17 protein-coding genes are annotated in these 19,630 nt (G+C 39.4%); 7 read left to right on the forward strand and 10 right to left on the reverse strand.

All coding sequences use genetic code 11. The annotated features are described in order from the left end of the window. Positions 1-108: 108 nt before the first annotated feature. Positions 109-966 (forward strand): GRP family sugar transporter, encoded by an 858-nt coding sequence (locus tag ACN6MY_RS14610; RefSeq protein WP_419880848.1) that lies wholly within the window; start codon positions 109-111, stop codon positions 964-966. Positions 967-990: 24 nt separating this feature from the next. After that, a complete protein-coding gene (locus tag ACN6MY_RS14615) occupies positions 991-1,776 on the forward strand; it encodes a glucose-1-dehydrogenase (protein ID WP_419880849.1) in 786 nt (261 codons plus the stop codon). A gap of 34 nt (positions 1,777-1,810) precedes the next feature. Here the strand turns inward: ACN6MY_RS14615 and ACN6MY_RS14620 are convergent, their stop codons facing one another. From ACN6MY_RS14620 to ACN6MY_RS14630, 3 genes are all read right to left on the reverse strand, one after another. After that, a complete protein-coding gene (locus ACN6MY_RS14620) occupies positions 1,811-2,470 on the reverse strand; it encodes a YczE/YyaS/YitT family protein (protein WP_419880850.1) in 660 nt (219 codons plus the stop codon). Positions 2,471-2,700: 230 nt separating this feature from the next. Beyond that, positions 2,701-3,015: a thioredoxin family protein gene (locus ACN6MY_RS14625; RefSeq protein WP_419880851.1), complete on the reverse strand. Its 315-nt coding sequence runs from the start codon at positions 3,013-3,015 to the stop codon at positions 2,701-2,703. A gap of 733 nt (positions 3,016-3,748) precedes the next feature. Beyond that, entirely contained in the window at positions 3,749-3,889 is a 141-nt protein-coding gene (locus ACN6MY_RS14630; protein WP_419880852.1) for a hypothetical protein, read from the reverse strand. Between the two features lie 132 nt (positions 3,890-4,021). Here ACN6MY_RS14630 and ACN6MY_RS14635 point away from each other — a divergent pair, with 132 nt between their 5' ends. The 3 genes from ACN6MY_RS14635 (at position 4,022) to ACN6MY_RS14645 (ending at position 7,776) form a co-directional block, all read left to right on the forward strand. Next, the gene (locus ACN6MY_RS14635) at positions 4,022-5,305 is read left to right on the forward strand and encodes a helix-turn-helix domain-containing protein (protein WP_419880853.1); all 1,284 of its coding nucleotides are present in this window, start codon (positions 4,022-4,024) and stop codon (positions 5,303-5,305) included. A 228-nt stretch (positions 5,306-5,533) separates the two neighbouring features. Then, positions 5,534-7,162 carry a M4 family metallopeptidase gene (locus ACN6MY_RS14640; RefSeq protein ID WP_419880854.1) on the forward strand — a complete coding sequence of 543 codons (1,629 nt, stop codon included), beginning with the start codon at positions 5,534-5,536 and terminating at the stop codon, positions 7,160-7,162. A 392-nt stretch (positions 7,163-7,554) separates the two neighbouring features. Beyond that, complete coding sequence (locus ACN6MY_RS14645; RefSeq protein WP_419880855.1) at positions 7,555-7,776, forward strand: hypothetical protein; 222 nt, start codon at positions 7,555-7,557, stop codon at positions 7,774-7,776. Between the two features lie 288 nt (positions 7,777-8,064). Here the strand turns inward: ACN6MY_RS14645 and ACN6MY_RS14650 are convergent, their stop codons facing one another. Together ACN6MY_RS14650 and ACN6MY_RS14655 are read right to left on the reverse strand one after the other, a co-directional pair. Then, positions 8,065-9,717, reverse strand: a complete 1,653-nt coding sequence (locus tag ACN6MY_RS14650) for a copper resistance protein CopC (protein WP_419880856.1) — start codon at positions 9,715-9,717, stop codon at positions 8,065-8,067. A gap of 137 nt (positions 9,718-9,854) precedes the next feature. Continuing rightward, positions 9,855-10,502: a YcnI family protein gene (locus ACN6MY_RS14655; RefSeq protein ID WP_419880857.1), complete on the reverse strand. Its 648-nt coding sequence runs from the start codon at positions 10,500-10,502 to the stop codon at positions 9,855-9,857. Between the two features lie 167 nt (positions 10,503-10,669). Between ACN6MY_RS14655 and ACN6MY_RS14660 the strand changes: the two genes are divergently transcribed. Beyond that, positions 10,670-11,494 (forward strand): histidine kinase, encoded by an 825-nt coding sequence (locus ACN6MY_RS14660; protein WP_419880858.1) that lies wholly within the window; start codon positions 10,670-10,672, stop codon positions 11,492-11,494. A gap of 3 nt (positions 11,495-11,497) precedes the next feature. Next, entirely contained in the window at positions 11,498-12,157 is a 660-nt protein-coding gene (locus ACN6MY_RS14665) for a response regulator (protein WP_419880859.1), read from the forward strand. A gap of 211 nt (positions 12,158-12,368) precedes the next feature. Here ACN6MY_RS14665 and ACN6MY_RS14670 read toward each other — a convergent pair whose 3' ends face one another. The 5 genes from ACN6MY_RS14670 to ACN6MY_RS14690 form a co-directional block, all read right to left on the reverse strand. Further along, positions 12,369-13,508, reverse strand: coding sequence for a mannitol-1-phosphate 5-dehydrogenase (locus ACN6MY_RS14670; protein ID WP_419880860.1), 1,140 nt, complete (start codon positions 13,506-13,508; stop codon positions 12,369-12,371). Position 13,509: 1 nt separating this feature from the next. Continuing rightward, positions 13,510-15,591: a BglG family transcription antiterminator gene (locus ACN6MY_RS14675; RefSeq protein WP_419880861.1), complete on the reverse strand. Its 2,082-nt coding sequence runs from the start codon at positions 15,589-15,591 to the stop codon at positions 13,510-13,512. Between the two features lie 98 nt (positions 15,592-15,689). After that, positions 15,690-17,588 carry a PTS mannitol transporter subunit IICBA gene (locus tag ACN6MY_RS14680; RefSeq protein WP_419880862.1) on the reverse strand — a complete coding sequence of 633 codons (1,899 nt, stop codon included), beginning with the start codon at positions 17,586-17,588 and terminating at the stop codon, positions 15,690-15,692. A gap of 335 nt (positions 17,589-17,923) precedes the next feature. After that, positions 17,924-19,003: a copper resistance D family protein gene (locus ACN6MY_RS14685; RefSeq protein WP_419880863.1), complete on the reverse strand. Its 1,080-nt coding sequence runs from the start codon at positions 19,001-19,003 to the stop codon at positions 17,924-17,926. A gap of 3 nt (positions 19,004-19,006) precedes the next feature. Continuing rightward, positions 19,007-19,537, reverse strand: a complete 531-nt coding sequence (locus tag ACN6MY_RS14690; protein ID WP_419880864.1) for a copper resistance CopC family protein — start codon at positions 19,535-19,537, stop codon at positions 19,007-19,009. Positions 19,538-19,630: the final 93 nt, after the last annotated feature.

The raw sequence follows: 19,630 nt of genomic DNA on the forward strand, positions 1-19,630 counted from the left end.
GTGGAAGGAATGTGAGTCATACATAACTTTTCTCTAAAAAGAAACAATAAGACCAGGCATAATCGACTGCCTGACAATGTGCTGCTTCTACAGAAAGAAGGTTTGATAATGGATATTCTGCTAGCTCTTTTTCCTGCATTATTTTGGGGAAGCATTGTATTAGTAAACGTCCGGCTCGGAGGAGGCCCTTATAGCCAAACACTTGGCACAACGATCGGTGCACTGTTTTTTTCAATCGTTATTTACGTAATTGTACATCCTCACTTAACTTCCTTCATCCTGCTCATTGGTTTCATTTCAGGATTGTTTTGGACACTTGGACAGCGAAATCAATTAAAAGCTGTAGAGTATATGGGCGTTTCAAAAACCATGCCTATCTCAACAGGGATGCAGCTTGTATCCGCTTCACTATTTGGAGTAATCGCCTTTAAAGAATGGGCGACTAAAACCTCCATTATATTGGGCGTCATTGCACTGGTGCTGATTGTAATCGGCATTATCCTTACCACCCTTAAAGGTCCCGATCAATCGGAAGAACAAGGGCAGCTCAAAAAAGGTATTTTCACCCTGATTATTTCTACTATCGGATATCTGGTTTATGTAGTAATCATCAGGTTCTTTCACATTGATAGCTGGTCAGCTCTATTGCCTCAGGCAATAGGAATGGTCGTTGGCGGCCTTATCCTTACATACCGGCATAAACCGTTCAATATGTATACGGTGAAGAATATCATTGCTGGTTTAATATGGGCAGCCGGAAATTTATTTTTGTTCATCTCACAGCCAAAAGTAGGCGTTGGCACCAGCTTCTCCCTTTCACAAATGGGCATAATTATCTCAACGCTCGGCGGAATCATTTTTTTAAAAGAAAAGAAAACAAAAAAGCAGCTTATCGGTATTGCAGCTGGTATCATCCTCATTATTGGAGGTGCTGTATTCCTTGGGCTCGCAAAATCCAGAACATAACAAACTTAATAGGAGGAATGTTTGATGTATACTGATTTGAATGGAAAAGTCGTTGTGATTACAGGAGGTTCAACAGGGCTTGGAAAAGCAATGGGAGTCCGGTTTGGCCAGGAAAAAGCCAAAGTTGTTGTAAATTATTATAAAGATGAAGAAGAAGCTTTGACGGTCAAAAAGGAAATCGAGCAGGCTGGCGGAGAAGCAGTGATTGTAAAGGGAGATGTTAACGACGAAAAGGATGTCATCAATCTGGTGCAAACGGCCATCAGTACTTTTGGCACACTTGATGTCATGGTCAATAATGCCGGTATCGAAAATGCTGTTCCTTCACACGAGCTTTCGCTTGATGACTGGAATTCAGTGCTGAATACAAATTTAACCGGTGCCTTCTTAGGCAGCCGCGAAGCTTTAAAACATTTTGTTAACCACAATATTAAGGGAAGCATCATTAATATGTCTAGCGTTCACGAAATGATTCCATGGCCTCTGTTTGTGCACTATGCAGCAAGCAAAGGCGGTATTAAGCTCATGACAGAAACACTTGCATTAGAATACGCACCAAAAGGCATCAGGGTGAATAATATAGGTCCCGGTGCAATCAACACTCCTATCAATGCAGAAAAGTTTGCTGATCCTAAGCAAAAAAAGGATGTTGAAAGCATGATTCCTATGGGATACATTGGCAAACCAGAGGAAGTAGCTGCCGCCGCCGCATGGCTTGCCTCCTCTGAAGCAAGCTATGTTACAGGCATTACCCTATTTGTTGATGGAGGAATGACGAAATATCCATCCTTTCAAGCAGGAAGAGGTTAAAAAGTATAAAGGCACACGATATGTGTGCCTTTTCCTAACCCTTCTGGGTAATTTCTGCAGCAGGAAGCTTTTCCTTTTTTTCTAAATTGAGCAGCAGAATGCGGAACATTTTTAATGAAGTTTGAAATATAGGGCTTTGAATGAACGTATAAAGGAATGTGGCTACAAAAACGGGTCCGCTCAAGAAAAAACCCAGTAAGAGCACCAGACATTCTACCGCTATCCTGGCACGGCTTACTGATAAGCCTGTTTTATCTGCAATAGATAGCATGAAACCATCCCTCGGGCCTGCTCCAATTCCAGGTGCGACATACATGCCTCCCCCAATTCCGGCTATGATAATTCCCGCCAGCAGAATAAGAAGGTTGATCAGTATATGAGAAGATGCATGCGGCAATAAACCGCTTCGCAAAAAGAAATCCATGATCGGGCCAATCAAAAGGGCATTCAAAAAGGTACCGATGCTGATATACTTTCTGTCGACAATGAGTGAAACAAGGACTAAGAATAATCCGCATATGACGCTCCATGTGCCGATGGTCCATCCATATTTTTGGTAAAGGGCGACATTTAATACCTCCCAGGGATGAAGGCCGAGAAATTTCACTTTGACAGCCAGGGCATTGCCAAGGCCTATGCATGATAAGCCCAGAAAAAAAAGGGCATAACGAAACAGCTTAATTATGTTCTTCACCTCTTCACGACTCCAATTTCTGTATATTCAGAATAACACACTATTTGACTGGCAAAAACTAATTTTTCTAAAGTTTTATTTTTACTTATCTTGCCTTGCATGTGCCACTAACAAAGAAATCGCCTCACAGAACTCATTCAAAAACCAGAACCTTTAAGAAAAGAGCTAAAAGCAAAAAAAGGAAATCCCTCCCGCCAGAGCACAGCGGATGGATTTCCTTTTCAGCGTAATTATATAGTTTCTAAAAATTCGCGTACAGCATCTGCTGTTTTTGCATTAGCACTATGCAGATGGGCAAGCTTTTCGCCATTTTTAAATACCAGCAGTGATGGGATACCCATGACATTCTGCTCGTCGGATATTTCAGGGAATTCATCACGGTCCACCTTAAACCATGTTTTATCTTTATTTTCAGAAATAATTTCGTCAATAAACATATCCATACGCTTGCAATCCGGACACCAAGTTGTGGTAAAGATTCCAACCGTTAACTGATCGGCATTAATTTTTTCACGGTATTCCTGTTCATTTTTAATTTGATTCATGCTACTTCTCCCCCAAGTTTCATTTCTCTTTGCTGCTTTAGCTGGCAGTCCCCTGCCCCAAGACTTTGTACAGTCTGAAGTTTATGCGGTGACAACCGCCAAAACGTAAATTCACTGGTTAAACTAAACATCTGATGCAGTAAATTCATTCCCAGAAAGATGCTTACAATACATTATACGACGCCGTTTGCCATCTTCACAAGATAATGGCTATAAGAAAAACTGATATATATACCACTTACATAATCATTCCTTTTGTTAAATGGTGGAACCGAAGGCTTTCTTACTGATTTTCTATTTGATTTGAATTCATAATATTGGGTTGAAGCGCAAAAACATATATTCTGCCGAGGTTTATTGTAAAATGCAAAAAATGTGTAAATTTATTGAGTTTTCATTGAAAGTACATTTTTTATCGTTTGGGTAAACCCAGATTTCCCACTAAAATATCCAAGCGGTTGAATTGAAGTGCGAAACCCCGAAGCATATTTTAATTAGTTTTTTGTGGCATTGATGAAATGCCCTTATAGCACTTTAAGTCAAAACCATCTCCTTCAATGTGATCAGCACAGAAAAAAACCGCGCTAACGTTAAGTTAACCCGGTCTCTTACATTTTAATATTAATTTATTTTCCGCTATAGACATTAAATGCTCCCTGCCGTGCCCTATGCTGCAGGAATTCCCAGGATTCCTGCAGCTACCGCTCCTCTAACCATGAAATATAAAGTTTGTTTAGATTGGAGGATATACGATATCAGAGGTGCTGGCCTGCTTTCCTGATGAAACCAGATCGTTTGAATGGGGAATAAATACGGAAGTGCCGGCTGCTATCAATAATGAAAATAAAACTAGTGCTTTGATCTTATTTTTCATAGAAAGCTCTCCTTAATGTAAAATAGATTAATAAAGTTAATATATTATACATTTCACAAAAATGTCAACTAATATATGGCAAAAAATGATATTATTTACATATAGGAAATTTTACAGAAATAGGTGATTTTCATGGTAGCTGATTTTGGAGAAAGAATTAAAGAAAGGAGAAAATCCCTGGGGCTCACTCAGGATGATTTAGCGGGTCCGAACCTGAGCAGAGGCATGATCAGTCTGATTGAAAGAAACCAGACAACCCCTTCTATCAAAACCCTGGATTTTATCGCAAGCAAGCTTGGCGTTTCTTTGGGGGAAATATTAGGTGAAAGTAAAGATCCTGAGGAAAAAATCCTTCCGTTTGAAGCTGAAAAGCTTATTAAAATGTGCACAGCGCTTATTAACAGCAATAAAACTGCTGAAGCTGAAGAGACTTTAAACACTTTGATAGAAAACCTCGAGGATTATTCCCTAAAAGGCAAGGTCCTGAAGCTTTTGGCAGATATTAAAAGCCATACTGACAAGGAATGCTCCATCTTATTATATAAAGAAGCATTGCTCTATATAACCCCTATTGAAATAAGCGATCATATTGAAATATATCACGCATTAGCCCTGAATTACTGCCGTTTGAATAGTTATCATAATTGCATTGAACATTCATTATATGCCACTGCCTTGATTAAATCGAATTTTTACGGCAGATACGATTGTTTACTTCATTTACAATTACTTTATAACCTGTCTTACAGTTATTCGAAAATAGGGCAGGATGAGCTGGCATTAAGCATCATTGAAGAAGCGCTGCACATCATGAAAAATAAAAATATCACCTATTCGCTTGGCTCCTTCTTAATGCTAAAAGGGATTTCTCTATTAAATTTGGGGAGAGCCGCTGAAGCAATAGATGCAAATAAAGCAGCTTTAGCACTTTTTAATGAGAAAGAAAACATGGGAGAGATGATAGGATGCCAAACAAATTTAGGCATTTTGTACAGAGCTCTACTCGACTATCCTGAATCAATCTCCTGCCTGCGCTCCAGCTTGGAGTATTCACTGGCATTTGAAAATGAATGGTACATGGTAAACAATTATTATGAATTAGCTCAGACATACCTTGAGTGCAAACATCTTGATCAAGCTAAGTCAGCAGCAATAAAGGGCCTGTCTCTCTCAAAAGATGAATTATTCACTGCCAAATTGCTGCACTGCCTTGCACAGATTGACATTGAAAACGGAGACTTCCAAGAAGCTGAACGAAACATAGAAAAATCGATAGCAGTCATGGGTATTCATAAGGATATCAGACTGATGTCCAAATGCTATATCGTTAAAGCGTCCATATATTCTTCACAGAAATTATTTGCAGAAGGAAATTATTATTATAAAAAAGCGGCTCAGCTCTTGTTAGAGCTTTAAAAGAGCAGAGAATAATTAAGCTGGCGTTTCTCTGATGAGAATATGCCAGCTTTTACTGTTTATTTATCAAATATAACTAGAAGAATATTTATGTGCAAGAATTCTACTAAAATATCCATTACTTTTCAATATGTTTAATTAAATTAACATTTTTAATATTTTAATCATTTTGATAATTCTGTAGATTAATATTATAGTTGCCATATTACAGAAAAGGAGTTGGATTATTTGAAAATTAAAATCGTTGCAGGCACTGTATTATCTCTTGGATTAATGGTTTCAGCTCTTCCGCATTCCGAAGCGTTTGCCGCTTCTAAAAATGTTTTAAGCACAGAAAAATTCAACAAAGAAAAAGACTCTGCTGAATTCAAGTCAGGAAACCTGACCGCTCCCTCAAGCGAAGCACCTGAAACGATTTTATATAACTTCCTTGATAAAAATAAACAATCTTATAAACTTGGCAGCAAGCACGCTAAGGATTCTTTCAAATTACTTAAAAAGAGCAAGGACGAGCTTGGAAATACGGTGCTGAAGCTTCAGCAGATATTTGAAGGCGTCCCTGTTTTCGGCTCCACACAGGCGGCTGTCCTAAAAGATGATGGTGTACTGAATGTAGTGTCAGGTACGGTTGTATCTGATCTAGATACAAAGCTTGAGAAAAAAGACAAAAAAGGCATTAAGGCCTCACAAGCGGTCAAAATTGCGGAAAGTGATCTTGGCTTCACACCAAAATATGAGCAAGCTCCAGATCCGGAACTTGTAGTATATACGGCAGAAGATCGTGCAGATTTCGCCTATAAAGTGAATTTAAACTTTTTAGATCCAAAACCAGGAAATTACTATTATTTCGTATCTGCAAAAACAGGGGAGATTTTAAATAAATATAATACCCTGGATGAAGTTACCGGGACAAACTCTGTCGGAACCGGTACAGGCGTCCTTAAGAATTCAGTTTCACTGAATACCACATTATCAAACGGTACGTATTACCTCCAGGATAATACTAGAGGCAATGGTATTTTCACATACAACACTAGCAATTCCTCAAGACTACCAGGAACACTTTGGGCGGATGCTGACAACGTTTTCAGCGCAACCAATGATGCACCTGCTGTAGATGCCCACTATTATGCAGGAAAAACGTATGACTATTATAAATCTACTTTCAATAGAAATTCCTATGACGGCTATGGTTCTGTATTAAAGTCCACCGTCCATTATGGAAGCAGATATAATAATGCCTTCTGGAATGGTGCACAAATGGTATACGGAGATGGAGACGGCTCCACGTTCATCCCATTATCAGGAGGATTGGATGTTGTCGCCCATGAATTGACACATGCTGTGACATCTTCTGAGTCCAATCTGGTTTATCAGGGAGAATCAGGTGCATTGAATGAAGCGATTTCCGATATTTTCGGAACAGTTGTGGAATTTAAATATCAGGCGTCAAAAGCGGATTATCTGATTGGTGAAGATATTTACACACCTGGCGTATCAGGGGATGCTCTTCGCTCGATGTCCAATCCGGCTGCTTACGGCGATCCTGATTATTATCCGAACCGCTACACAGGCACAGCGGATAATGGCGGCGTCCATACAAACAGCGGAATCATCAATAAAGCAGCCTACCTTCTTTCAGCTGGCGGCACGTTCCATGGTGTAACCGTTTCAGGAGTCGGCATTGATAAATTAGGAGCTATTTTCTATCGCGCCAACACGGTTTATCTGACTTCTTCCGCCACTTTCTCACAAGCAAAAGCGGCAGCCATTCAATCGGCAGCTGACCTTTATGGATCTAGCAGTGCAGAAAAAACAGCTGTTACAAATGCTTTCACTGCAGTAGGAATCAATTAATCAATCCTGATATTAGATAGAAAGGAAACCAGCCTTATAAAAGCTGGTTTCCTTTCTTATGATAAATGTTTTAATTACTGGCACACACTTGAGGCAATATCAGATCAAACCCGATTCACTCCCCGCTTGCCTATCCTCGGCAGATACTTATAAATATCATTCAGGAAACAATAGTGAAAATAAATATTTAGCTAAAAAGAGCTGAAGCAATAGTAATGAGGCAGTTATGAAGCAAATGATGGCCTTGATTTTTAATTATTATTGGTTGATCCGGCATGTATATTGAGAAAATTAATTCAAAAAAACACATCCTTAAATCATGGGCACCTGCCTACCCCTTTTCATATATAGACACATACACTATGTTAAGCACCTTGAGGAGGAGATACGCAATGGAAAATCTTTATTATTCTGATTACCGTAATCATTATGGGCACGGAGGGTATTATCCGGGTTATGGCTACCATCACGGACACGGCGGTTACTATCCAGGCTATGGCTACCATCATGGACATGGCGGTTACTATCCAGGCTATGGCTATCATTATGGACACGGCGGTTACTACCCGGGCTATGGTTACCATCACGGCCATGGCACTTATCATCAGCATTGATAATCCATTGTCTATACACTATCATTTAAATGTCCAGCAGATAACGGCCAAGTGTATTCAAGGGCGGGCAGCTTCTTCTTTAGAAATACAGAAGAAGCTGAAGCTGCCATTGCTAAAACATCAGCGATTTTATCTAAATTCAGCATTTTACTGCATTCAAAAAAGCCTATTCCATATGGAAAGGCTTTTTGAAATTTCGAATACTAAGTGTAATTTCACGCTTCCATTTACCCTTTAAAAAGATATCCCAACTGTGAGCAGCATTTCTTAAAAGTGAAAATGGAATCGTTATTGGGTGCCAGTAAAAGCATCAAATTCCACATCGAAGCTATCTAAGGATTTGGTTAATACATGTACGGCCACTTTCCATTCTCCTGGCATATTCATGTACATGCTTTTGGTTTGATATTTACCTGGAGAAATTCGCGGAACCGCCATTGAGCTTTCCCCCATATTCATTTTTGTATGGGTGAATGTAAGAATAACCTGCTCAATTTGGACAGCGGGCTTTCCATCCTTGGTATTAATTGCAATATAAAATGAATTTTCTCCTTCAACATTCGGACTAATATGCAAAGAAACATCATATTTGCCATGCTCTTTTATTTGGCTGAAAGGTCCCGGTGTTGATACTGCTGCCGGTAAATTGGTAAGTATAGCAGCAATAACCATTATTGCCGCCCCTGTCAGCAATTCAATCCAAATCGAATATGCAATTCCATTCTTCCCTTGTTTTCTTCCTTTAAAAAAGTGAACTGTCCCCAATATTAGCATAAGGACAAATAAAAAGATTTTCCCCAATAAAGCATATCCATAATACGTATGCACTAAGGAGTAAAAGGTAGGCACATATAGGAGGCTTCCATAAATCCCTGTTATGATGATACCGGCCACAGAAAGGGCTGCCCACAGTGAGAAAGTGCGAATAGAATTCCAATACAATTGCCTATCACCATCGTTTTTTTGGGATCTTATTCTTGGCAAAAGCAAAATCAGCGCGAAAAGCCCGCCAATCCATATTGATGCTGCCAGTAAATGAATAAAGTCCATAATAACAGTAACGACACGATGTTCAGAAGCGGCAGCATGGCCAGTGGATGCTTTCGAAAGCAGTAATGCTATATAAATAACAATGGGCACGAACCATGATTTTTTAGTAAAACCATTGCCAGCTGCAATATATGTGACTAATATCAGCAGGACCAGGAATAACATTTGGAAAATCCAATATAACCCAAAACCAGTTTGGCTGATAGTGTCTTTTAAGAGGGACGCATTAAAAACCTTCGCCCAGCTCACACCTGCATATAGAGTTGTCTGCATCGGCAAGCTCAGCACTATGCTGAACACCATTCCACTCAGAGAAAACCAAAGAATTGTCATGCTTTTTGTATGTATTGTTTTTAGAGTCTCTCTGCCTTTAAACTTATTGAAAAACAAATTGAAAATGATTATCCCAATGAACAGAGAAAAACTCAGATATAACAATCCCCGCAAAATAATCAAATCTGTACGAGGAAAAAAATCATTGCTCTTTTCATTTATTTTTGATGCCTGTTCACCGCCTGTTCCAACAGCAAAGGGTATTACCCCTTCCACAGGATGACCATCTGCAGAAACCGCCTTCCACTGCAAGGAGTACGCACCACGGCTTAATTTCTTCTTAAGATGTGCTTCTAAAATGGCATCATTATGGCTGTTTAGCTGAGCCTTCGTTAAATTTACTTGCTTGCCAGAAGAATCAAGGATCTTCAGGGAATGGAAACCTGCCTGTACAGGTTCGTTAAACTGTATTTCTACAGTTGATGGCGGTTTCGGTAATACTTCATTTACACCCGGGTTTGAGCGGATAATAGAAGCATGTGCAAGCGCCTTGTCCGGAAATAAGGCAAATAAAAGTACAGACAGCAGCAAGCACAATCTGCAAATATGTTTTGTCATATCATCAGTCCTTTCCCTTAACTTGTAATATCATCATCTTTTTAGCAATGCTAAATTCAAGCAGGACTGCAACTGGCTTTCATTACATCCCAAATAAAGAGGCATTACACAGTGTTGGTATAATGCCTGACTTAAAATTATTTTTTTCTCATAGCCATTATCAAAGCAGCAGCGGATAAAATCAGCGATACAATGGTCAGGGTAATTACAAGAGTGTTTGAACGTGAATTCTCTGATTTTGTGTCTTTTTTCATAGTTTTATCTGTTCTATCTTTAGAATCGTCATGAACAGTTACATTTGGAATCCCTGTAGATGCAGTAATTTCAGTAATCGAATGCGGAGAATCAGAATTCTCATCTCCTGTCCACTCTACTACTGATCCATCTTTATAATATTGAAACGCATCCCATGCTGCTTTAGTTTCTTTGTCAGGGTTTTTTGCTACAAAATAAAATTGCTGAAATTGTCCCGCAGAAATTCCCGGTCCTGTTGCTTCCCAAGTAACGATTTTTGTCTTCCCTGAAGAATCTTTATCCAGTTTTACTTTCCAATCCGGTACTGGCTGGTAAGACATTATTTCAACACCTTTAGGAACCTTCAGTGCCACCTTAGTCGTAGCAATGTTTTTTTCTACAGGGACCTTAAGAGTGTATGTTTCCCATGCTCCTGGAGCCGAAATCTTTGGACTGACTGTAACATGTGCACTTGCTGCACCCGCCCATATGAATAAAACAGCACACGCTGATATCATTCCGATTGAACATTTTTTAATTACTTTCTTCATTTGATTGTCTCCTTTATGATTATTAATGACTTTGCTGACCCGTTTACAATTATAAACTTTTTCAATTTGACAACAATGACTCTAAAGAGTGATTTACCGGAAAGAGTCCCTCAATCTTTTGAACAAATGTTAAAATAAATACATTGCTGCGGAAAAAAGGTGAAGATTTGAAGTATAAACAAATAAAATGGATTATTTTAATACTGCCAACTTTCACAATCGGTTTGTGGGAGTATATTAGACATGTATTTTTACTGCCTTACTTATCAATGGAAATGGGTAATATCCTATCGCCTGTTATAGTATTTGCAGTTACGATTCTTTTCCTATTGAAACTATTTTCCATATTAGAAGGCATACAGGAAGAACTGAAAGTTGAAAAGGCCAGAAAAGCAGCTCTCCTAGAAAGGGAAAACCTGGCACGGGAACTGCACGATGGTATTGCTCAGTCCTTATTTTTGCTATCTGTTAAACTGAATAAATTCGGAAAGAAAACGTCAATTGAGACACATCCGGACTTTCAAAAAACAAAACAAACATTGCAGCAGATATATGATGATACACGCCAGGCCATTGAAAATCTGAAACAGTTGCCGGCACCTGAGTTATTCAGCTGGACGAAGAATATTCAAACGTACTTGTCAGAGCTTGAAAACAATCACTCAATGAGCGTCGATTTCCAATGGGAAATACCAGATGACAGGTTATCCGCTAAGGAGAAAATAGAACTTTTTTCTTGTATCAAAGAAGCAGTAATGAACGTGATAAAACACGCTCAGACAAATAAGATGATGATTAGTGCAAAGGAATCTGAGCATGGCTGGACCTGTGAGATACGTGATAATGGAGTCGGCTTTACAGATGCTCAAATTCAATCATCGAGAGGATTCGGGCTCGAAATCATCGAAAATCGTGCGGCTGCTATGAACTGGACGTTCTCGATAAATCGAGTTAACAATGAAACGATTATTTTGCTTAAAAAGGAGTATTAATTGATGCAGCCATTTCAAATACTAGTTGTTGATGATCATACTCACGCAAGAGAAGCAATCCGCATTATTTTAGAAGAGTACAGTGAATTTAAAATAATTGGAGAAGCAAAAAATGGCCAAGAAGCAATCCGCCTTACGGAAGCGTTGATGCCGGATATTATTTTAATGGATATTCAAATGCCCGTAATGGACGGGCTTGAGGCAACAAAAATAATAAAGATGAAATTCCCCTCTGTCAAAATCGTTATGATCACTGTTTCAGACGATGTAACGAATCTATTTCATGCTTTAAAACAAGGTGCGCAAGGTTATTTATTAAAAAACATTCAGTCCGAGCACTGGTATGAATATCTTAGAGCATTCGCACTGGATGAAGTACCGATGTCAAAAGAAATCGCCTTCCGCATTCTAAATGAATTCCCAAAGAACAAACCAGAAACAAACAATAATAATCCTTTGTCCCCCAGAGAATTAGAAGTTCTTCAGCTGGTGGCACAAGGACTGTCAAACAGAGTCATATCAGAAACTCTCTTCATCTCGGAACATACTGTAAAAAGCCATCTTAAAAATATCTTAAGTAAGCTTCATTTGGAAAACCGGGTACAGCTGACTAATTATGCTTTCCAGCAAGGGCTGGTAGACATAAACCATACACCAAATTAATCAGAACATAATCATCCAGTCTTTTTTGCTGGATGATTTTTTCAAGAGGAAAAACTGAAAAGGCTGTTCACTCATTTATATACTGATGTTCCATTTAATGAGCATAAGAAAAACACACAGGAGGGTGGTTACCCCCAAAAGTTAGATTTTTTCACTCTAACTTTCGGGGTGCGGTACCGAGCCTGTGTGTTTTTTGTTAAATCTATTTTATTTACTTTTTCAGTAATTCATATTGCTTGATAACTTCTTTTGAGATTTCATCTTCCCTGCTTAAGCCGCTGACTTCCTGGAGAGCATTTGCGACACCATTTTCTTTAATCATATCCTGAAGCTTAACTGCTTCTTCATCTTCTTGATAATCAAACAATAGTGCTGAAGCGATGGCTTTTGCAAGATTTGTATATGCTAAGCCAGCTTTTTTTGCTTCTGCTGCAGGACGGACCAATCTGTCATCTGGTCCCAATTTTCTGATAGGAGACCTTCCTACACGGGTTACTCCATCATTTAAGAATGGATTCCGGAAACGGTTAATGATTTTTTCGATATATTTTTGGTGTTCTTCTGGGTTTAAGCCATATTGATGAATCAGATAGCCGCCAGTTTCCTTCAGTGTTTCTTTTACCTGCTGCAGAATGGTTTCATCTTCAAGTGTCTTATCAATTGTTGATTTGTTTTCCAAGTAACCCAGGTAGGCAATGACCGCATGTCCAGTATTTACAGTGAAAAGCTTCCTTTCTATGAATGGAGCAAGGTCTGGTACAATTGTCATACCCTCAACTGGAGGAATGCTTTCACTTGTTTCTACCACCCATTCATAATACGATTCAACCATAACATCAAGTGTACCGTGATTGTCCTGGATAGGAACGATGCGGTCAACCGCAGAATTAAAGAAAGATACTTGATCAAGATTTGCTTTTGTTTCCTCATCAAGATGCTCTAAAATGTACCCCTTTAACAATTCTGTAGAAGAAATCTGATTTTCGCATGCAATCACATATAATTGATCTTGATTGCTTTTTACTCTTTCTGTTATTCCCTTGGCAATTAGCGGCGCAATGCGGGGCAGGATATTTGGTCCGATTGCTGTAGTAAGGTATGTAGCATTTTTAATGCTTTCGATCACTTCTTCTTCCTGTTTAAGATTATTTAGTCCTGAAACATTTTCAATTACTTCTGTTTGCCCTTCTTCAGTAGCCAGTTTTACGGTATAATGTTTTTCTTCATTTAATTGATTGATAATTCCTTCTGCGATATCAACAAATGTCACATGGTAACCGGATTTTGAAAACAGGGCACCGATAAAACCTCTGCCAATATTTCCTGCTCCGAAGTGTATTGCATTTTTCATATTAATCATTCCTTATCAAATTATTTTGGATATAATCCAAGAAAATGTCTTCCAGTTTTGTTCTAATGGCTTCCTCGCTGGCCGAAGAAAAAATCAGAATACTTTGATGATCTTCGATTAAGCTAGTGCTTATAAGGCTTACTATTTCCTGCTCTCTTGCGCTTAATTCTTCAGGCGCAATCATGAGCAGCAAACTTTCCATTTCCATTTGCTTTCCATCCATGCCTTTTACAGGTATAGGCTCCTTCAAACGAGTCACCTGGAAAATCATCTCGTATATATCGCTGTGCCTGCAATGATAGAGTGCCATTCTGGTATGCGGAATTCCAAGCCCACCTTTTCTCTCACGTTCCTCCAGGCTTCTAAGGACGGATTCCCCATTGCAGAGCCGTTTATTTTTTTCAGCTTCAGCAATCATTTTTGCAAGGACCTGCTTCTGATTTTCCCTTTCCATGCTGCGGTAAACATGAAAATTATTCAGGATTGAATCTATGCTTTCGCGGACAGCCTTTATTTCATCAAGAACTTCATAAATGCCTCTTTTTTTTCTGGCAGTTCCTCCGTCATCATTTATCGCCCTTCCCTGATTCTTTTTATTCCGGGTAAAGCTTTTAATATTTGTACTAAGATAGCTTCTGATTGATCGGATATCATCATGACTTAACAGAGGATTCACCAGGATATATTCGATACGCAAAAATGGAAGTCTTACTGTTGAAATAATTAAATCATATTGCGACAAATCTGCATGCTGAATTTCTTTAATGGTTTTAACGTCTACAGAGTCAATTTCAATAAACTCCTTTTTGATTCTGCTTGCCAGCATTTTGGATGTCCCGATACCAGTGGGACACACAACAAGAGATGAAATGGTAATGTGTTCTTCTCTTAAAAGCAGCGCAGAACCGAAATGAAGAACAATAAAGGCAATCTCGCCATCAGGAAAGTCAATATCTTCAAACTGCTTTTCCAGGCTGTTTTTTACAGCCATATACAGGACAGGATATTTTCTTCTGATATCCTCTGTTAGCGGGTTAAACACCGCCATTTTCTGCTTAATCCGAAAAATGGACGGCTCTAAGTGTGCAAGGAGTCCCTGGAAGAGGGAAAAGTCTGATGATAAATCAACATGCAGCTGTGTAGACACGTATGTAATCAAATTCCGGATATATTGTCCAAGCATGACACTGTCATAATGAACAGCATCAGCATTTTGGAGCTTAGACCCCTTAAGAATTACTGCCAGATAATGAATACTGCTGTCAGAAAAATGCACCTTGAATTGCTCCTCAATTTCATGACAAAGCATTTTCATAAATTGAAACTCATCAGGCAAATCAGTTTCAATTTCTTCCATTATGAATCCATTTTTTATTCTTTGCATTGTAATGCAAATGTGGACAATCAACCCAATATAATCACTGTCAGCAAGCCGGGACTGCCCCTTACTGATATATTCGCTCAAAAGTCTGTCAACGTTTGAAAGATATTCCGGATTAAAATAATGAATCACTTTATCGCTTTCTACATTTCCTTTTTCCAGCAAAAACAGTGCTTCTATTAGCTCTTCATTAAAATAAATCAGAAAGAAATTTGCGAGAGCTTTTCTTTTTTCTGTTTCTCCAGCTTGCAGCTCAATGCCTACGCCTCTTTTTCTTGTTAAAACCACGTTATAATTGGACAGCCAATCTGTCAGCTCATCCAAATATGCTGTCAGTGTCGACACGCTGACGGCAAGCTGACTTGCAAGTGACTGAATTTTGAAGGACTGTCCTTCATGAAGCAGAATAATCAAAAGGTTGAGCTTTCTTTCCTGTGGTGTCTGGTCAACTGGCCGAACCTCAAGAAGCTTTTGGATTAAGCGGAAGATCTGCTCGTTTTTCCCCTCTATGATCAAGCCATCATTATTATTGCGAATCAGCTTTAGTTCAAAATGTGAAAGGGTATTTTCTATCGTTTTTAAATCTCTGTGGATGGTTCTTACACTAACATTAAGGAATGATGCCATTGAAAGTGCTGTATGCTTCCCGGATGTTTTAATGATCAATTCGATTATTGCTTTTTCCCTTGACGTAATAAACATGCACGCAGCCCATTTCCTGAAATAGTTTATTTAAGCACTCTGAAAAACAAGGAATAGAAAAGCGCATTTTGCGCCTTTCTATTCAAATTGCTGCTGATTTAGTTTTGGTTAAGAATTTCCATTAATTCCTTCGCAGTTTTGGCTTCTGCCATTTTTTCTATGTTAGCCATATCAGAGCAAGTGACTGCAATGCCAGAAAGGATTTCCAGGTGTGTGCCGTCTTTGCCGGCGATTCCAAAGATTAGCCGTACCTTTTCACCATCGAAATCGACACCATTTGGAACCTGGATGACGGTGAATCCTGATTTGATCACCGCCTTTTTAGCATCTTCTGTACCATGAGGAATGGCTACATCATTACCCATGTACGTTGTTGTTATTTTATCACGTTCTATCATTGCTTCGATATAGCTTTCATCCACATATCCTCCATCAACAAGAGCACGTCCTGCAAAGCGGATGGCTTCTTCCTTATTGGCAAAATCTTTGTTGAGGAAAATATATTTTTCAAGAAGAAGGCTGTCATCCGCAGGTTTTTCTCCTGTATCCTCTGCTGTTATCTCTTCTTCATGTTGGCTTCCTTCATTTCCGCCGTTCTTTAGTTCATTAATTAACTTATCATATTCTGGGCTGGATAAGAAATTTTCTACTGAAATATGATAAGCACCCGGCACCTTATTTTCTGCCCGAGGCGTCAATTCCTCCTGTGTGATAACAATCTGGGCATCTTCAGGCAAATTGGAAATCGCTGTATTCGTTACAGAGACCTTCAACCCTGCTTCTTTCACTTTTTTGCGAAGCAGAGAGGCACCCATAGCACTAGAACCCATTCCTGCATCACACGCAAAAACAATTTTGTTCACGTCTTGAGGAATATCCTTTGTGCGAGAAGCCAATATTCCGCTTACGCTGCTTTTCTTGCCTTTCATTTCCTGCATTTTTTTAGTTGCTTCTTCGATATCCTCGTTTGTTTGCTTGCCAGTTTTTAAGACAAAGATCGAAACGATGAATGAAACTGCTGCTGCAACCAAAATGCCTGCAAAGTTAGCAATATATGCGCTTGCATGATGCGGAGTAACTGCTGTAATGGCAATGATGCTTCCTGGTGAAGATGGAGCAAATAAACCGCCGCCTAATAGAAGAAGTGTAAACACTCCGCTCATCCCGCCTAAGATGACTGCCAAGAATAAAAGCGGGCGCATCAGAATGTAAGGGAAATAAATTTCATGAATACCGCCAAGGAACTGGATGATTGCTGCTCCCGGGGCCGTTCTTTTCGCATTTCCTTTACCAAAGATTGAATATGCAAGAAGCACGCCAAGTCCTGGTCCAGGGTTTGCTTCAAGAAGGAAGAGTACAGATTTGCCAGTAGAGTTGGCTTGTTCTGTACCAATCGGTGATAAAATCCCATGATTAATTGCGTTATTAAGGAACAATACTTTTCCTGGCTCAATAAGTATACTTGTTAATGGAAGCAGCTTCATACTTACAAGCCATTCCACTCCATTCTCCAGCCAGCCTGTAAATACTGAAACGGCAGGCCCTACTGCAAGAAAGGACACTATAGCAAGCCCTCCGCCCAGAATACCGGCAGAGAAATTATTTACAAGCATTTCAAATCCTGTTTTCACTTTTCCTTCAACCCACTGGTCAAACTTCTTAATCGCGTAGCCTCCAAAAGGTCCCATAATCATAGCTCCAAGGAACATCGGAATTCCAGCACCAACTACTACCCCCATAGTTGCAATGGCACCGACTACTCCGCCGCGCTGGTCATGTACAAGTTTACCGCCTGTATAACCGATCAGCACAGGCAGCAGGAAGCTGACCATTGGACCGACCATTTTGGCAAGGCTTTCATTTGGGATGAAGCCAGTAGGAATAAATAATGCTGTAATCAATCCCCATGCAATGAAAGCGGCAATGTTCGGCATGACCATAGAGCTTAGGAAATTTCCGAATTTCTGTACAGCTAATTTTATATTTGATTGAGCCATTTGCCCTCATCTCCTCTTTTGTTTTTACAAATAGTATGATATAGCACATTCCCTGCACAATCAACCAATAAGAAAACTGACTTTGTCGCACAAGAAGGTGACAAGACCATATTTATTTAACAGGCCATGCCAATTGAATCGGCAATTGTTAGGTAAGCGGAAGATTCGTGACTCCTGCTTGGAGTGCGGGCTGCGGAAGTGAGGCCTGATAAACCACAAACGAAAAAAAGACAACATGAAACGTTTTCCGTGACTATTTCCCTTCCTAATGGCTGCTGCAAGAGCAAAAAATCTAAAATTCCAAAAAAACCGCATCCCATTGAATGCGGTTTGTATTAGAAAGTGATATCAAGCATAATCCCAAAATATATTGATGCGATAAAACAAAGACCGAACAGCAGACCGAGCAGCGCTGATGCTTTTTTGCGGAAGCTTTCCATGATCATCGCTAAAAACAGGAAGGAAATCAAGAACAAAAAGACCCCCTGATAGGATATATTCAGATGGACGCTTATCGGGACAGCAATTTCTTTTCCGATTAAAAAAGATGCCCATTTCGATGCCCCTTCTGTTGTAACAGTGATATCCGGATCATGCGGCGGTGATAACGTACCCATTACAGCTGTAAAGGAAAATACAGCAAGCAGGAGAATGGTTTCGGCCTTCACCCATGATACGGGGTTAAAAGCTTTCTCTCTCTCTGCTTTTTTTGCTAAAAAGCCATTAATGAAAGCAATAGCTAAAACTGGAATAATACTGATGTGCTTAAGCAAAAGCATCTGCCCATACGGCAGGGCCCAGGACATGAAATACTCCCTGGGTTCCACGATTTTAAACATTAAAACCAGGCCGCTTGAAATAATTAAAACCAGGCTTAAAATGGCAAATGGTGTGAACCAGCGGAGAAATGCCTGCCAGTTTTTTTCTCCTTTAGCGAAAAAGGATATATGAAGAAGAATGCCTCCCCACAATGAAATCATTAAAAAGTGCACTGAATGTGAGGCGAAACCAGTCCAAAAAGATAAAGAAGCTACATGTGAGGCGTATCCCTGTGCCGCAATCATGATCAGCATCCAAAATGCCTCAAGATATTTAGAGCCCCGCAATTGTATCGTTAGCCATAATAGTGCACCGGAAAAGCCAGTGGCCAGAAAAGCCCTGCCCACCTGAAAATCGGTAATCACTGATAGTAATACAGAGGTAAACCCTGAGTTATCCGCAAAGTAGCGAATCACCTCCAAAACCGGCATAAAGGTGCAAATCATGATGCCTAGTGCCGACAGCAGCAGAGCCGGTTTGGGTACAGCTGTTTTTGGTTTTTTTTCTTCTGAAACAAACTTCAATGCAATATGTCCTGCCAAAAATGCAAACAGCAAGTAGTTTATCAAATGTGATAGAGGCAATAAAACAGTCATGCTTTACTTCTTCTTTTTGAACAGCAATAAAATGCCTGCGATCAAGATTAGTCCCAGTACTATCATGAACACAGTGGAAGTAGAAGATTTTTCCCCCGTCTTGCTATTGTCACTGGCTACTTTTTTTTCTTGTTCTGCTGTTTTTTCAGTTGTTTTTTTAACAGTAAATTTCTTTTCAGTTTCTTTTTTTGGGACATTAACAGTGAATGGGATTTCACCTGAAATCGGATGGCCGTCTTCGCCGACAATTTTCCATATTACTTTATATGAACCGCTTGCCAGCGGCTTTGATAATACACCAGTCATATTTGAATCATTTACTTTTACTGAAACAGGGACTTCCACTTCCCCTTTCATCACTTTCATGGTACTAAGGCTTTCCACTTTAGATTCAAAAACAAGACTGATTTTTTTAAGTTTACTTGTAATAACTTGACCCTTTGCAGGGGTAGATGATTCCAGACCCGTATGGGCCGATGCCGCCAGCGGCACCATTAAAAATAAACCTACCAAAAAGAACAATATTTTTTTCATATGTATTCCACCTTTCTTCCCCCGAAGCTGCCATTCCATCATACCATTTAATAGAATAAGAATTTTATATGTACTTCTAACAACTTTGTGAAT

Origin of the sequence: Peribacillus sp. B-H-3, assembly GCF_048572925.1 — a bacterium.
Classification (GTDB): domain Bacteria; phylum Bacillota; class Bacilli; order Bacillales; family DSM-1321; genus Peribacillus.